This is a genomic window from Ruegeria sp. BG5, assembly GCF_056538425.1.
Map to the genome: position 1 here is coordinate 110,579 of NZ_JBQFTC010000006.1, position 15,285 is coordinate 125,863.

At 60.8% G+C, this 15,285-nt stretch carries 17 protein-coding genes; 9 read left to right on the forward strand and 8 right to left on the reverse strand.

The features are described 5' to 3' along the window. Window positions 1–22: 22 nt before the first annotated feature. Complete coding sequence (locus ACR0KX_RS16945) at window positions 23–688, reverse strand: NnrU family protein (protein WP_170624329.1); 666 nt, start codon at window positions 686–688, stop codon at window positions 23–25. A gap of 146 nt (window positions 689–834) precedes the next feature. Between ACR0KX_RS16945 and ACR0KX_RS16950 the strand changes: the two genes are divergently transcribed. Continuing rightward, window positions 835–1,497, forward strand: a complete 663-nt coding sequence (locus tag ACR0KX_RS16950; protein WP_170624331.1) for a DNA-3-methyladenine glycosylase I — start codon at window positions 835–837, stop codon at window positions 1,495–1,497. Window positions 1,498–1,539: 42 nt separating this feature from the next. Then, the gene (locus ACR0KX_RS16955) at window positions 1,540–2,226 is read left to right on the forward strand and encodes a hypothetical protein (protein ID WP_170624333.1); all 687 of its coding nucleotides are present in this window, start codon (window positions 1,540–1,542) and stop codon (window positions 2,224–2,226) included. A gap of 3 nt (window positions 2,227–2,229) precedes the next feature. Here ACR0KX_RS16955 and ACR0KX_RS16960 read toward each other — a convergent pair whose 3' ends face one another. After that, window positions 2,230–2,631 (reverse strand): cytochrome c, encoded by a 402-nt coding sequence (locus tag ACR0KX_RS16960; RefSeq protein ID WP_170520063.1) that lies wholly within the window; start codon window positions 2,629–2,631, stop codon window positions 2,230–2,232. A gap of 92 nt (window positions 2,632–2,723) precedes the next feature. On the opposite strand from ACR0KX_RS16960, the gene ACR0KX_RS16965 reads away from it, so the two are divergent. Beyond that, the gene (locus tag ACR0KX_RS16965) at window positions 2,724–3,161 is read left to right on the forward strand and encodes a DMT family transporter (protein WP_170624335.1); all 438 of its coding nucleotides are present in this window, start codon (window positions 2,724–2,726) and stop codon (window positions 3,159–3,161) included. Here ACR0KX_RS16965 and ACR0KX_RS16970 read toward each other — a convergent pair. Next, a complete protein-coding gene (locus ACR0KX_RS16970; protein WP_170624337.1) occupies window positions 3,145–3,831 on the reverse strand; it encodes an ABC transporter ATP-binding protein in 687 nt (228 codons plus the stop codon). The two genes, ACR0KX_RS16965 and ACR0KX_RS16970, sit on opposite strands and share 17 nt — an antisense overlap. Continuing rightward, entirely contained in the window at window positions 3,824–5,119 is a 1,296-nt protein-coding gene (locus ACR0KX_RS16975) for a lipoprotein-releasing ABC transporter permease subunit (protein WP_170624339.1), read from the reverse strand. The genes ACR0KX_RS16970 and ACR0KX_RS16975 overlap by 8 nt, the downstream gene beginning before the upstream one ends. Window positions 5,120–5,493: 374 nt before the next feature. Between ACR0KX_RS16975 and ACR0KX_RS16980 the strand changes: the two genes are divergently transcribed. Further along, window positions 5,494–5,853, forward strand: coding sequence for a hypothetical protein (locus ACR0KX_RS16980; RefSeq protein WP_170454857.1), 360 nt, complete (start codon window positions 5,494–5,496; stop codon window positions 5,851–5,853). 36 nt (window positions 5,854–5,889) lie between these two features. Here the strand turns inward: ACR0KX_RS16980 and proS are convergent, their stop codons facing one another. After that, window positions 5,890–7,230, reverse strand: coding sequence for a proline--tRNA ligase (gene proS, locus ACR0KX_RS16985; protein ID WP_170454859.1), 1,341 nt, complete (start codon window positions 7,228–7,230; stop codon window positions 5,890–5,892). A 168-nt stretch (window positions 7,231–7,398) separates the two neighbouring features. Between proS and ACR0KX_RS16990 the strand changes: the two genes are divergently transcribed. The 5 genes from ACR0KX_RS16990 (at window position 7,399) to ACR0KX_RS17010 (ending at window position 13,183) form a co-directional block, all read left to right on the forward strand. Further along, a complete protein-coding gene (locus ACR0KX_RS16990; RefSeq protein WP_170737530.1) occupies window positions 7,399–8,763 on the forward strand; it encodes an FAD-dependent oxidoreductase in 1,365 nt (454 codons plus the stop codon). Then, a complete protein-coding gene (locus tag ACR0KX_RS16995; protein ID WP_480708620.1) occupies window positions 8,763–9,737 on the forward strand; it encodes an isopenicillin N synthase family dioxygenase in 975 nt (324 codons plus the stop codon). Before ACR0KX_RS16990 ends, ACR0KX_RS16995 begins: the two co-directional genes overlap by 1 nt. Before the next feature lie 88 nt (window positions 9,738–9,825). Further along, window positions 9,826–10,899: an AI-2E family transporter gene (locus ACR0KX_RS17000; protein ID WP_170633992.1), complete on the forward strand. Its 1,074-nt coding sequence runs from the start codon at window positions 9,826–9,828 to the stop codon at window positions 10,897–10,899. After that, on the forward strand, window positions 10,900–11,589 hold the full coding sequence (locus ACR0KX_RS17005) for an HdaA/DnaA family protein (protein WP_480708621.1): 690 nt from the start codon (window positions 10,900–10,902) through the stop codon (window positions 11,587–11,589). It abuts the gene before it with no gap. A 49-nt stretch (window positions 11,590–11,638) separates the two neighbouring features. Further along, the gene (locus ACR0KX_RS17010) at window positions 11,639–13,183 is read left to right on the forward strand and encodes a Ppx/GppA family phosphatase (RefSeq protein WP_170454869.1); all 1,545 of its coding nucleotides are present in this window, start codon (window positions 11,639–11,641) and stop codon (window positions 13,181–13,183) included. A gap of 12 nt (window positions 13,184–13,195) precedes the next feature. On the opposite strand, the gene ACR0KX_RS17015 is transcribed toward ACR0KX_RS17010, so the two are convergent. Genes ACR0KX_RS17015 through ACR0KX_RS17025 form a run of 3 tightly spaced genes read right to left on the reverse strand, consistent with a single transcriptional unit; the run spans window position 13,196 to window position 15,285 of the window. After that, a complete protein-coding gene (locus ACR0KX_RS17015; RefSeq protein ID WP_480708622.1) occupies window positions 13,196–13,570 on the reverse strand; it encodes a hypothetical protein in 375 nt (124 codons plus the stop codon). A gap of 37 nt (window positions 13,571–13,607) precedes the next feature. Then, window positions 13,608–14,600 (reverse strand): endonuclease/exonuclease/phosphatase family protein, encoded by a 993-nt coding sequence (locus ACR0KX_RS17020; RefSeq protein ID WP_480708623.1) that lies wholly within the window; start codon window positions 14,598–14,600, stop codon window positions 13,608–13,610. Window positions 14,601–14,604: 4 nt separating this feature from the next. Further along, window positions 14,605–15,285, reverse strand: coding sequence for a molecular chaperone DjiA (locus ACR0KX_RS17025; protein WP_170454875.1), 681 nt, complete (start codon window positions 15,283–15,285; stop codon window positions 14,605–14,607).

Here is a 15,285-nt window from a genome sequence, read left to right on the forward strand (position 1 = left end):
TGCGGCTCGACCACTCCCGGCGTCAGGGAAGCGGCGACAGGCCGGTCACGAGAGGGTGTAGCACTAGCAGCACCGCATAGGCCGCAACCGCGCTCACCCACACCCAAGGCCCAGGCCAGGGGCGGGGCGCGCGCAGCGACAGGCGCGCGGTATTGCGTGACAGGCGCACCCACTCTGGCCCCATTTCGCGGGCCTTGCGGCGATCGATCAAGGCCATTCCCATCAGCGCGAACCCGGCAAACAGCCCAAACAGGATCACATGGGACAGGCTGCCATTGGCGACCAGATGCGCGACGGCCCACAGCATCAGGGCGGCAAGGATCGGATGGCGCGTGGTGCGCAGAATACCCGGGCATTCGGGGTCAAACCTGCGCATACCCATGCCACCAAACGAGAACGGGTTTTCGATGCTCAAACCGGCGATTGCCAGCCAGCACACAAGCGGCATGACCAACAGCGGAACCCATCGCAGGGCCTGCGCCGGTGGGATGACCTCGACATAAGGCGCGTTTGCCGCGGCTATGATCAGCCAGATCAGCACTGCGACGGACAACAACGAATAAGCGACGAAATAGGCCCGCCGCCCCATGGCATCGATCAGCCATCCACGAACGGGCGGGCGCACGGGGATGGCGTGGCTCAGCAGGAATACTGTCAACGCTGCTATGAAGATGCCCCATCCGGCCATTTCGATCTCCGAACCTGTTTTCTGGAATTGGTAGGTTTACCGGACCGGCGGGTCTTTGTCCGAAATCAAGTCGCCGGGCCATGGATTGGCAAAACCTCCTGCAATCTGGCATCAAAGAAAAAGCGTCACAGGCGGAGGCCGCAACAATGCGTTCATTTGATGAGATTTTCGACATCGCAGCAGGTCGCCACGGCGGGGTCGACGCCCTGAATGCAAACCTGAGCAAGCCCAAAACCCCCGAAGAACTGGCTGCGATGCCCGAGGATCGCTGGCTTGCGACCCTGACCAAATGCATCTTTCAGGCCGGGTTCAACTGGAAGGTCATCGAGGCCAAGTGGGACGGATTTGAAGAGGCGTTTGACGGTTTCGACGTGGGCCGCTGCGCCTTTATGGATGACGAGAAATTCGACGCGCTTTTGCAGGACACCCGTATCGTGCGCAACGGCACCAAGATCGCGACCGTCCGCGACAACGCGGCGTTTCTGTTGGAGTTGCGGGACGAAGGCGGGGCCGGTCAGGTTCTGGGCGGTTGGCCCTCGACCGATTACATCGGCCTTCTGGCGATGCTGGCAAAACGGGGATCACGGCTGGGCGGGGCCTCGGCCCAATATGCGATGCGGTTTGCCGGGCGCGACAGTTTCATCCTGTCACAAGACGTGACAGCCCGGTTGATTGCCGAGGGCGTGATCGACAAGGCCCCGACCTCCAAAAAGGCGCTGGCTGCCGTGCAAGAGGCTTTCAATGCATGGATGGATCAGTCCGGACGCTCACTGACGGAAATCAGCCGTGTTCTGGCGATGAGCATATGAAAACGGCTTGCGGAACCGATGGGGCAAGCTAAATTTTTCTTCATGGGTTTGCGTTTTTTGGTTCTGGCGTTTCTGTTTCTGGCGGCTTGCGGACGCCCGTTGACTCAGCAGGAACGCGACTTTGCTGATGCCGTGCAAGGCGAGACGCTGAATCTGGATCGCGTTCGTCTTGTCGAAGGTGCCCCGGTCGCGCCGATCACCTATTACCGCGAAGCCCGCCCGCGTCTGGCTTGCCGCGAGCGCATTCTGCCTCCGGTCGAGCCGGGACCGGTTACCGGGAAGCCTGCGGCCATCGCCTTGTTCAACAAGGTCTATTTCGCCCGCGACTGGTATCTTGAGGACTATATGTCTGACTATCCCGAGCAGATGAACCTGATCGCGGCCATGTTGCTGGCGCATGAATTGACCCATGTCTGGCAATGGCAAAACCGCAAGACCACCGGCTATCACCCCCTGCGCGCAGCGGCCGAGCATGGCGGGCGCAAGGATCCGTATCTGTTCGATCTGGATACCTCGCCCGATTTCCTGTCCTACGGCTATGAACAGCAGGGCGCGATTGTCGAAGAGTATGTGTGCTGCCGCGCGCTGGACCCACAGGCGCAGCGGACCAAACGGCTGCACCGTATGCTGGGCGCGCATTTTGACCTTTCTCCGCTGCCGCAGGAAGGGCGCGAGCGTGCGGTTGCCATCCCATGGAGCGATGCGAAGGTCGAAGGGATCTGCAGCTAAGCGTCAATTACGCTGCAGGGTTTTCAGATACGCCACCAGATCGACGATTGGCTGACTTGTCAGGATAGGCTGGCCATCTTCGGTTTTCATCGACGTGTCCTGCCCGTCGAAATACGGCCCGTAAACCGGCATCGGGCTTCCGTGGCTGACCAACGGATCACGCCCGTCAATCCGGGCAACAACGCGCGCGGTTGGAAAGCCACCCCCTTTCGCCAAGCCCGTCAGGTCGGTCGGCTGAATGACCAGAACCCCGGCCATCGGACCTTGGCCGGTGGCATCTATGCCATGGCACGTCGCGCAATAGTGCTGATACAGTTCCGCGCCCGTTTGCGCATCCTGCGCCGCGGCGCTGTGTCCGGCGAACATAAGCAACACAGATACAGTTCCGAGCTTTGACCACTTCATCGCATCCTCCTGTCAGCATTGGCATTTACAGGCTTGCCCGCGCGGCGGCTTGGCGCAATGATCCAGATCAACGAGGCAGGAGGGTTCGGGCCATGACACAATACGCAGCCATCATGCTGGCCGCAGGGATCGGTGTTCCCATTCTGGCCGCATTGAACGCGGCGCTTGGCAAGCTGATCGGGTCGCCCACCACCGCTGCCGTGGTCCTGTTTGCCATCGCCTTTGCCGCGTCGGCCCTGGTGATGCTGCTGTTTCCCGGATTTGAGGCGCTGTCCAAGGTGACGCGGGCCCCCAAACACCTGCTGCTGGCAGGCGTTCTGATCGCGTTTTACGTGCTGTCGATCACCCACGTTGCCCCGCATTTCGGGGTCGGAAATGCCGTCTTCTTCGTTCTGCTGGGTCAGTTGATCAGCACAGCCGCGATTGACCATTTCGGGCTGTTCGGCGCTCAGATAACGCCCCTGACATGGATGCGCGCTGGTGGGATTGCCGTGATGGCCGTTGGCGTGGCGATCACTCAGCTGGCTTGAGAACGCCGCCTTCAAGCCGCACCATCCGGTCCATACGCGCGGCAAGCTCCATGTTGTGTGTGGCGATCAGGGCAGACAGGCCCTCATCCCGCACCAGCACCATCAACGCATCGAACACCTGATCCGAGGTCTCGGGGTCAAGGTTCCCGGTTGGCTCATCTGCCAGCAGAACCTTCGGCTTGTTCGCCAGCGCGCGGCAGAACGCCACGCGCTGTTGTTCGCCGCCCGACAACGCCGCCGGGCGGTGGCTGGCGCGTGGGGCCACGCCAACGCGGTCCAGCAGGTCCATGGCCCGCTCCTGCGCCGCTTTTTCAGAGACGCCGTTGGCCAGTTGCGGCAGGGTGATATTTTCCAACGCGGTGAACTCGGGCAGCAAATGGTGGAACTGATAGACAAAGCCCACATCCTGTCGCCGCAAGGCCGTTCGCGTCCGATCGCCCTTGCCGCTGACATTCTGCCCGCCGATCTCGACCTGGCCGTCATCCGGCATGTCCAGAAGGCCCGCGATATGCAGCAGGGTGGATTTGCCAGCGCCCGACGGCGCAACCATCGCCACCGCCTCACCCGCGCGCAGGTCCAGATCGACGCCGCGCAAGACCTGCACCTCGCCCGGAGTACCTTGCAGATAGGTCTTTGTCAGGCCCTTCAGTCGCAATGTCACATCATTCATAGCGCAGCGCCTCAACCGGGTTCAGCCGCGCCGCGCGGCGGGCGGGGAAATAGGTGACGATGAAGGACAGGCCCAGCGACAGGGCCACAGCCTTGAGCACGTCGCTCAGGTGCAGTTCGGCGGGAAGGGAATAGATGACGCGGATAGACGGATCCCAGACGCCACCGCCCATCACATAGTTCACGAAGGAAAAAATCGGGTCGATATAGATCGCGAACAGGCAACCCAGGATCACGCCCATCACGGTTCCGATGATGCCGGTGAAGGCACCGCAGATGAAGAACACCCGCAGGACCGAGCCCTCGCTCAGGCCAATCGTGCGCAGAATGCCGATGTCGCGACCCTTGTTCTTGACCAGCATGATCAGGCCCGAGACGATGTTCATTGCCGCAATCAGTACGAGGATCGACAGGATGATGAACATCACGTTGTCCTCAACCTCAAGCGCGCGCAGGAACCCGCCCGAGGCGTCCTGCCATGTCCAGATCTGGCTGCGCTGGCCCGACGCTTCGAGGATGGGGATCAGGATCGGGCCCAGCGTTTCAGGTTTGTTGACCATCACCTCGATCTCATCCGCCACGCCCTCGCGGTTGAAAAACCCCTGAGCTTGGGAAAACGGCATGTAGACGCGGGTGCGGTCAATGTCATAGCGCCCGGCGGAAAACACGTAGACCACGCGATAGGCATTGACGCGCGGTGAGGTTCCAAAGGCGGTTTTCACCCCGTTGGGTGACGTCAGCTTGACCGTATCCCCCACAGTGGCCCCGATGCTGCGCGCCACGCCCGAGCCGATGGCGATCACATCCTCGCCCGTCTGAAACAGGGACAGATCCCCTGCCGCCTGTTCGGCTTGCGCAATGCCTGGCAGGTCCATCAGGTCATCGGGACGGATGCCAAATACCTCGACCCCGCTGCTGCGGTCGCGGTTGGTGATCAGCACCTGACCTTTGACCAACGGCGCAGCCCGTTCGACGCCCGGCACCTCAGCGATCCGCGCGGCCCGTTCCTCATAATCTGCCATGGTGCGCACCGGGCGGCCCTGCGCGTCAATCTCGCCCGAGGAATACACGGCGACATGCGCGTTGGCCCCAAGGATCGTGCCCACGAACTCGGCCCGGAACCCGGACCGCACCGCCAGGGTCGCGATCAGGGCAAATACCGCCAGAGTGATCCCGATCAGCGAGATCCACGTCATCACGCTGACGCCCCCCTCGGCCCGGCGGGCCCGAAGGTATCGCCACGCGATTTTCCATTCGAAAGGGGCAAAAGGCGGGGGTGTCTTGGCCATGCCTGCTCCGGTCTTGTTGTTTGGCGGCGACCCTTTCGGCATTTCGCGCGATGGTCAAGCCGCTTATGGGCGTGTCGGTCCCGGCAGGCGAATTCGGCGTGGAAAACCCCAATATCGAACCGAATCAGTTCCGGCTGCCGGACACAGCGCTCAGATAAAAAGTGATATTAGAATCAAAGACTACACTATTGGTTGTGACGACCTTCACAGACCGCGCGTCATTGTTTCAGCTATGAAGTCAATATCGGCATTGCGTGATCGACTGAACTCAAAATGCCACATATAGTAAGCAATATTATTTCGCTTTTTGCTTATTTTCAGAAACTTTGTCACCCTGCTTGCGGGGGAACACATTTCAGAGCGGGGGTCGCTCAATGAATATTCACAATACACCGGAAGGGTTGGACCCGATTTTGGTCCGCGCATCATCAACGGAATTGGATTGCGAAACGGCCGCGTTGCTGCGGGCCGCGATCCGGCCAATCTTCGCAAAAGCAGCAAGCTGGGGCAGCTTAGCGGATCGGCTAAGGGAAAAGGGCTATCGCCTTGCCTTTCTCAAAGGCCGCCTTTGCATCACCGATCGTACAACCGGTCAGCGCATCTGCGGGATACGGTTTCTGGGCTTTGAGCTGAAAGAACTGGTCAACCGGCTGGGCCGCCCCATCGTGGTTGCACGCGGCAATCAGGCGGATGGCGAGCTGCTGATCGCCCGCCCTGCGTCGGCGCGGTTGTAACACCGCGCCAGCATTGATCGAGGCCTATCGCCGTGGTCAGGCGATACCCTGATAAATTTCAGCGATCTTGGTAACAGCCGCCTCGGGGCTTAGTTCTTCGCTTTCGCCGGTCCGGCGGCTGGTCAATTCAACCACACCGTTTTTCAAACCACGCGGTCCGACAGTGATCCGCCAGGGCAGACCGATCAGGTCCATCGTGGCAAACTTGCCCCCGGCCCGTTCGTTGCGATCATCATAGAGCGGCTCAAGGCCTAGTGCCGTCAGCGCGACGTAGAGTTTCTCACAGGCCGCATCCGCCTCTTCATCGCCCTGCTTCAGGTTGACGATCCCGCAATGGAACGGGGTCACGCCTTCGGGCCAGATGATGCCCTTGTCGTCATGGCTGGCCTCGATGATCGCACCGATCAGGCGGCTGACGCCGATACCGTGGCTGCCCATATGTACCGGAACCGGCTTGCCATCGGGGCCCTGAACGGTCGCGCCCATGGCCTCGGAGTATTTGGTGCCGAAATAGAATATCTGGCCGACCTCGATCCCGCGCGCAACGCGGCGGCGATCTTCGGGGACCTCGTTGAACAGCGCCTCGTCATGGGTTTCATCGGTGCGCGCGTATTTCGAGGTGAACTCTTCCAGGATCGCCTGACATTGGTCGCGGTTGTCATAGTCGATCTCCCGATCCCCAAAGGTCAGATCGGTAACTGCGCTGTCATAGAAAACCTCGGACTCGCCAGTGTCGGCCAGTACCAGAAATTCATGCGTGTCGTCGCCGCCAATGGGACCAGAGTCCGCGCGCATCGGGATTGCTTGCAGACCCATGCGTTCATAGGTGCGCAGATAGCTGACCAGATGGCGGTTATAGGCGTGCAGCGCGTCCTCTTTCGTCAGGTCGAAATTGTAGCCGTCCTTCATGTAGAACTCGCGCCCGCGCATAACACCAAAGCGCGGGCGGATTTCGTCGCGGAACTTCCACTGGATCTGGTACAGCGTCAGCGGCAGGTCCTTGTAGCTGCTGACATGGCCGCGGAAGATGTCCGTCACCAGTTCTTCGGCTGTGGGTGTATAGAGCATGTCGCGGCCATGGCGGTCCTGCATCCGCAACATCTCCTGACCGTAGTCGTCATACCGCCCGGACTCGCGCCACAGGTCCGCCGATTGCAGAATCGGCATCTGGATCGCGATATGACCCGCGCGCGCCTGTTCTTCATGCACGATGTTTTCCAGCTTGCGCAGCACTTTGAAGCCCAGCGGCAGCCAGGAATAAATCCCGGCGGCGGCCTGCTTGATCATCCCGGCGCGCAGCATCAGCCGGTGGCTGACGATCTGAGCCTCGGAGGGGTTTTCCTTGAGAACGGGCAGAAAGTAACGGCTGAGGCGCATGGGTGGACCTTCAAAGGTGAATTTGGACTTCAAAGGTCATTATTCCAAAGCCCCGCCGGGGGCAATCGCGCATTGGCGAATTTGCGACGCCGGACCTGTCGGTTTTTTGATTGACCCGCCAGTCAGGGTTCTCAATTGTGACAGGACTGTAAATCCCATGAGGCGCCGATGCAGACGATTCAGGAACCCGCCCGCCAAATCCCTGTTGTTCACCAGACCGATATTCTGGTCGTCGGCTCCGGCCCTGCCGGGCTGGCGGCTGCGTTGGCGGCGGCGCGCGCGGGGGCCGAGGTGTCTCTGGTCGACCGGTTCGGCTGCATGGGCGGCAATATCACCGCCGTGGGGGTCGAGGGGTTCGCCTGGTACCGCCACGAACAGACCGTCGAAGCCGGCGGCATCGGCATGGAGTTCGAAACCCGCGCCAAAGAGATGGGCGCGGCAGTGCCCGAAAGCCAGTCGCTGAGTTATGAGCTGGACAGCGAAGGCTTCAAACTGGTGGCCGACAAGCTGGTCGAAGAGGCCGGCGTGCATCCGATGCTGCACCGTCAGTTCGTCGCCCCGATCATGGACGGCGACCGTATCACCGGCATCATCACCGAATCCAAAGCCGGGCGTGAAGCAATTCTGGCCAAAGTGGTGATCGACGCCACCGGCGACGCGGATGTGGCCCATCGGGCCGGAGCGCCCACGCACAAAACCACGCGAGAAGATATGATGGCCGCCTCGGTCATGTTCCATCTGGCGGGGGTGGACAAGCGAGCCTTTATGGAGGGCGTCAAGGCCGATCCCCAAACCTACAAGGATTGGGGCGGCGGTGGTGAATGGAACATCGAAACCAGCGGAAAAGAGGACGACATGTTCTCACCCTTCGTGCACAAGCCGTTCCAGCAAGCCATCGATCAGGGGCTGATTCCGCCGCATCTGAACACCATCGCGGGCACATGGGGTGCGATGCATGACACGGGTGAGCTGACCTATATGAACCTCATCCATCTGGCCGAGGTGGACGGCACCGACCCCGACAGCCTGACAAAGGGTGAGATCGAAGGGCGTCGCCAGTCGATGCTGGCCATCGAAGCCCTGCGTCGGTTTATGCCGGGCTGTGAAAACGCACGGCTTCGGAACTTTGGCATGACCATCGGTATCCGCGACACCCGCAAGATCGACGCGGTTTACAATATGACCGAGGATGACGCCCGCCATCAGGGCCGCTTCGAGGATACGATCGGCATCTACCCCGAATTCATCGACGGCTATGGCATCCTGATCCTGCCCACCACGGGGCGATACATGCAAATCCCCTATCGTTCGATGCTGCCCAAAGGGGTCAAGGGCCTGCTGGTCGCCGGGCGCTCGCACGGTGCGGACCGGGTGGCCCATGCCGCCACACGCAACATGGCCTGTTGCGCCGTCATGGGTCAGGGCGCAGGCATTGCGGCCGCGCTGTCGCTGAAAAGCAATCAGGAGCTGGATCGGTTGAATCTGACCCCCGTGCATACTGAATTGGAACGTCAGGGCGTAAGGATCAACTGATGGATACAATCCCGACCATAGACATCTCGGCACTGGCACACCCGGACAGCCCCGAATACAAGGCAACGGCGCAACAGATACTCGAGGCCTGTGTTGGCATCGGCTTCTTGTCGATCACCGGGACGGGCGTGTCGCAGGACAGCGTCGATCAGGTCCGGCAGACGGTGCGCAAGATCTTCGACCTGGAAGAGAGCCGCAAATGGGATCAGGCCATCACGCGCGAAAACTATCGCGGCTACATTCCGATGGGGTTTTTCACCCCGAATGACGGGTCGGGCAAAGCCGACAAATACGAAGGCTATAAACTGCATCACGAAATCCAGGAAGACGCGGAAATCCGGCAGGCCTGTGCGCTGTATGGCCCAAATATCTGGCCGGATCATGCGCCCGAGGCGCGCGGGGTCATTCTGGACTATTGGTCCCAGTTGGACCGCGTGACCGACCTGTTGCTTGGCGCGCTTGAGACCGGCCTGAACCTGACACCGGGGCAGTTGCAAGACGCGTTTCGCGATCCGATGACCAACATGACCCTGCTGCACTATCCGCCGCAAGCCGCAGAAGAGGACGGGTATGGTATCCATCCGCACAAAGACACCGACGCGCTGACAATCATCGCCCCCGACCCGGTTGGCGGGCTGGAGGTGCAAACCCGCGATGGTGGCTGGATCACACCTGACTGTCCCGAAGGTGGCTTTGTCGTAAACATTGGCGACATGTTAGAGCTATGGTCAGGCGGGCGGTTGAAATCGACACCGCACCGCGTCGTCAATCGATCCGGCAAGGAACGGTATTCGTTCCCTTATTTCGCCGTCCCGCGCCATGACGTGGTGATCCAGCCGCTGCTGCCCGCCCTGCCCGGTTTTGATCGCCCGGCCGTGCATTGCGGTCATTGGTCGGCGGAAATCTGGCGCACAAACTGGCCGGACGAGGCGGCGACAAGCGACACTCCGGAATTGGGGACGCTGGCGGATTAAGCGCCTAAATCTGCGTGTCATGAACCGCTTGCATCATGTGCCGGTATAAGCGAAGAACATCCCCGACGGTCAAAGCACGAGGACGACCATGGCGCTGCCGGTAAAGGATCAACTGAGATACTGGGGCTTCGCCGCAGCGATTTTCATTCTGATCCTGTGGGCCTTGGGCGACGTCCTTCTGCCTTTTGTGATTGGCGGCGCGATTGCCTATTTCCTTGATCCGGTTGCCGACCGGCTGGAAAAGCTGGGCCTGTCTCGGGTTGCGGCGACCGGCATCATAACCGTTGTCGGCGTTCTGGGATTCGTCCTGATGATCCTGATGGTCGTCCCGGCCCTGATCACGCAGCTGCTCGAGCTGGTCGATATCCTGCCCAGCCTGTTCAAACAATTGCGCGGTTTCATCGAACAACAATTCCCATCGCTGCTCGACCGCGAATCCAGCACCCATCAGATGCTGGTCTCGTTCGGCGAAACCCTGAAATCGAAAACCGGCGATGTGCTGGAAACGGTGCTGGCCTCGCTGGGGTCGGCCATCAACATCGTTGTTCTGCTGGTCATCGTCCCGGTTGTCGCGGTCTACCTGCTGCTGGACTGGGACCGTATGATTGCCCGTATCGGAGAGCTTCTGCCCCGCGATCACGCCCCCACAATCAAGCGGCTGGCCGGTGAGATCGATGCGGTTCTGGCCTCATTCGTACGCGGTATGGGCACGGTCTGTTTGATCCTTGGAACCTATTATGCAGTTGCCCTGATGATCGTCGGCCTGCAGTTCGGGCTGATCGTCGGTTTCATTGCCGGGCTGGTCACCTTCATCCCCTATCTGGGCGCGCTGATCGGTGGCACTCTGGCCATCGGGCTGGCCCTGTTCCAGTTCTGGGGCGATTGGGCCCATATCGGTCTGGTTGCCGGGATTTTCGCGCTGGGTCAGGTGACCGAGGGCAATTTCCTGACGCCCAAACTGGTCGGCAGTTCGGTTGGGTTGCACCCGGTCTGGCTGCTGCTGGCCCTGTCGGTCTTTGGCGCGCTGTTCGGATTTGTCGGGATGCTGATCGCTGTGCCTGTCGCCGCAGCCTTGGGGGTTGTGGCGCGGTTCGGCACATCGCTTTATCTTGACAGTCGCCTTTACACCGGCCTTGAAAGCCCGGATCAGGAAGACAAATAAATGGCTCGACAACTGAGCTTTGATCTACCAGCCAAAACCGCGCTGGGGCGCGAGGATTTCTTTGTCTCGCCCTCTAATGCGCTGGCCGTGGCGATGATTTCGGCCTCATCCTGGCCCGGCAACAAACTGGTGCTGAGCGGCCCGGCAGGCGCGGGCAAGACCCATCTGGCACATGTCTGGGCCGCCGAAACCGGGGGACGTATCGTGCGCGCGGCGGACCTGCATCATGACGAGGTGCCGGAACTGGCACGCTCGGCCATCGCGGTCGAAGACGTGCCGGATATTGCTGCCGATATCGAACAGCAAAAGGTTCTGTTTCACCTGCACAATCTGGTCCTTGCCGAAGGTCACGCCCTGCTGATGACCGGCCGCCTTGCGCCTCGGTTCTGGCAATTGCCGCTGGCCGATCTGCAAAGCCGGGTCGAGGGTGCGCATCACGTAGCACTGGATCCCCCCGATGACGCGCTGTTGGGTGCAGTGCTGGCCAAGCTGTTCGTCGACCGCCAGCTGAACCCCGGACCCGAGGTCATTGCCTATCTGGTCAAACACATGGACCGCCGCTTTGAAACCGCAGCGGACGTTGTACAACAACTGGACCAACTGGCGCTGGCCGAAAAGCGCGAAATCACGCGGTCGCTGGCCATCCGGGTTCTGAACACGGACCAATACGAAATGGATACTGGCGATTGACCGGGCACCGGGGATTTCGCATCTTACGTCTGGAATATCTGGAAGACACATGGATCAGACCGTCGAAACCGACATCCCGGATTGGGGCCCCTTCGGTAAACCTCTGTTCGATGACCCTGGCAGCCGCGCGCTGTCGCGGGTGGGGGTCGTCGATGTAGGGTCGAACTCGGTCCGAATGGTGATCTTTGACGGCGCGGCGCGCTCGCCCGCTTATTTCTACAACGAAAAGGTCATGTGCGAGCTTGGCGCCGGCCTGTCCGAAACCGGCAAGCTGAACCCGCGCGGGCGCGACCGGGCGCTGGCAGCGTTGCGTCGGTTCCAGCATCTGGCCCGCGATCTGGACCTGCCCGGCCTGCATGTCGTCGCCACAGCCGCCGTGCGCGAGGCAAAGGACGGCCCGGATTTCTGCGCCCAGGTCAAAGCTGAAACCGGCCTGCATGTGGCCGTGATCGATGGCGGGGAAGAGGCCCGGCTGTCCGCACAGGGCGTGCTATTGGGCTGGCCCGGGGCCTATGGTTTGATCTGCGACATCGGCGGATCCTCGATGGAACTGGCCGAGATTGGCGACGGGCAAGTGGGTCGCCGTGTAACCTCGGACCTGGGCCCCCTGAAACTGCGCGACATCAAGGGCGGGCGTCGGGCGCGCAAAGCACACATCAAGGGCACGATGGAAGACCTGCGCGCGCAGCTTGGCCAACAGCGCGACCGCCTTTTTCTGGTCGGCGGCAGCTGGCGCGCCTTTGCCCGGCTGGACATGTTGCGGCGCGGCTATCCGCTGAATGTCATGCACGAATACCGCATGACCACCAAACAGGTGCGCGAGACGATCAAGTTCATCGAAGCCAATGATCACGACAAGCTGCGCAGTCAGGCTGGCGTGTCCAGTTCCCGGATGGCTTTGATCCCTTATGCGATGGATGTTCTGGCCCGGCTGATCCGCACCTTCAAACCCAAGGACATCGCAATCTCAAGCTATGGCATCCGCGAGGGGTTGCTGTACGAACAAATGTCGCAGGAAATCCGCGACCGCGACCCGCTGATCGAGGCCAGCCGGTTTTCCGAATCCAAAGACGCCCGCCTGCCGGGCTTTGGGCGGCACCTGTATGATTTCGTCATGCCCCTGTTCAAATCCGCCCCGCCCGCGCGGGTTCGGCTGATCAAGGCGGCGTGTCTTTTGCACGACGTCAGTTGGCGCGCGCATCCCGATTACCGGGCCGAGGTGTGTTTTGACTACGTCACCCGCGCCAATCTGGGGGGCCTGAAACACTCAGAACGCGTCTTTATCGGCCTTGCCTTGCAACACCGCTATCGCAACAAACGCGAAGGCAACCGGTTCGCACCGTTTTACGAGCTGCTGGACGAGCAAGGGCAAAAACAGGCCGAGATTCTGGGCAAGGCGATGCGGTTCGGCGCGATGCTGTGGATGCATAACGATGCCAATATGGGACGGTTGCGGTTCTATCCCAAAAAGCGGCAGCTTGACCTGTTCCTGCCCAAAGCCGCGGGACCTCTCTTCAACGAAGTGGCCGAGGCGCGCCTGAACTCGCTCTCAAGCGCGCTGAAATCCGAGGCGCGGGTGATTATCAAGGGTTAAGCGCAAAAGACGTCAGATATCCGTGCCTTCGTCAGGGGCTTGTTCCTCGGCTTTCGGATCCTCTGGCGCGTCCTGAGTTGGCTTCTTACGGATGATAATATCGCCATTGGGCAGTATTTCGGGCGCTTCATAGGCGCTCCAGTCCTTGACCTCTGCGGCCAGTTCCGCCAGCGCGGGGCCCATTTCTTCCAGAAAGGACTGCATCGCCGGGCCGAAGGTTTCTGCCATGCCCAACAACTCGTCCAATGCAGGCTCCATTTCCTTGCGCAAGCCTTCCAGGAACAGTTCGGCCCCTTGCTCCATCAGGGATTTGCTGTCCTCTTCCTGCGCGAACGCAGTTGTACCGATGCCGGACGACAAGGCGGCGATGATCAGAATGTGTTTCATGTCAGAAATATAGGCACCGGGGTGGCGTGAGGGAAGATCACAGATCGATATCCAGCATGACCGGGAAATGGTCCGAGGCTGTCAACAATGCCTCGCGCAGTTCCGGGTTCGACCAACAGGTCGTGTCACGAAACGGATGCCAGATGCGCCATACCGGGCGGCGGGCGCGCAGGTCCTGGCTGATCATGATGTAATCCAGCAGCGCTTCAAGGAACTTCCCCTCTTTGGGCCGCGCAAACCGCGCAGTCGAGGGGACCGAGCCCGGTCGCGGGCCATGTGCCGTCACCGCATGCGGATCAAACAGACCCGCCTGCAGCAAGATTTCGACCGAGGATCGCCCGAACAGATGTTCGAACTCATCCAGTCCCGGCCCGTCGTTGAGGTCCCCCAGCAGGATCACCGGTTCCTGCGCCTCGACATGCGCCTCGACCCGCCGGGCCAACCAGATCGCTTGTGCCAACTGCTTGCGCCGATTGGCAATCGAAATCCGGATCGCTTCGTCCCGCGTTTCCGCCCCATGCGGTGCTTTGGATTTCAGATGCGCCCCGATCAGACGAAATTCAAATCCGGCCTGTGTCTGGATCGACAGTTCCATCGGCGGTTTTGAAAAGCGCACCACATCTTCGGTGGCGTCCACATCCAGATCGATGCGGAAATCGCCATCAAAACGGGGCGTATGAGCATCGCCCCGAGGATCGTGCCGCGCAGTCAGGGCTCCGGGATCATACAGCAACGCCAGTTCCTGATGCGTATCGTTGGCAAACCCCATGATCGCATGACTGGTTCGCAGATCGAACGCTTCGGCAAACTGTTGCAACGCCCGCACGGTGTTCTGTTTGCGCCCGGTGTTCGGAGCCTCGACAATCAGGATCGCATCCGCATCCAGCGCAGTCAGAACCTTGGCAATCGCCTCGACCTGCTGCGCCTTGGTTACGTCGTGCCGCCCGGACCAACTGTCATCCACGATCAGCGCGTCGTTCTTGTCGAACAGATTGGCGAACCATTCGATATTGTAGGTCGCCAGCCGCATCCGCTCAGGCTCGCGCGCCGTTGATGTCGTCCCAGGCGCGGTTGATGTCGATCATCTTTTTCTCGGCCAGCCGGATCGCCTCTTCCGGGACGCCACGTGCCATCATCGCGTCGGGATGGGTCTCGCGCACCAACTGACGCCAGACCTTGCGAATCTCGGACACCGGCATATCGCGCGAGACACCCAGCACCACGTAAGGATCGTTCGGCGCATCCGGCACAAAACGCGCGCGCAGGGCCAGAAACTGCGCGTCGGTCTGGCCGAAGATGCGGCTGACATCCTCAAGAAACTCGTTTTCGTTGGGATGATAGAACCCGTCGGCCATTGCGATGTGAAACAGCCCCTCCATCAAATCGCACAGCGTGGTGCTGTCTTCGGCGAACATCCGGGCGATCTTGCGGGCATAGTCCTGATAGCCTGCCACATCCGTCCGCGCCATGTTGAAGACACGTGCGGCGCCTTCCTCATCCTCGCGCGCGATCTGGAACACATCGCGGAAGGCCGTAACCTCATCCCGTGTCACCTGCCCATCGGCCTTGGCCATTTTGGCACCCAAGGCAATCACCGCAATGGTAAATGCCACGGATCGCTCGGGCGGCGAGCGCAGTTTCTCGAAAACAGCGGTCAGGCTTTCGCCTTGGGCCAGCGCGCTCAGCGCGTCGGATATGCGGGTCCAGATCGACAT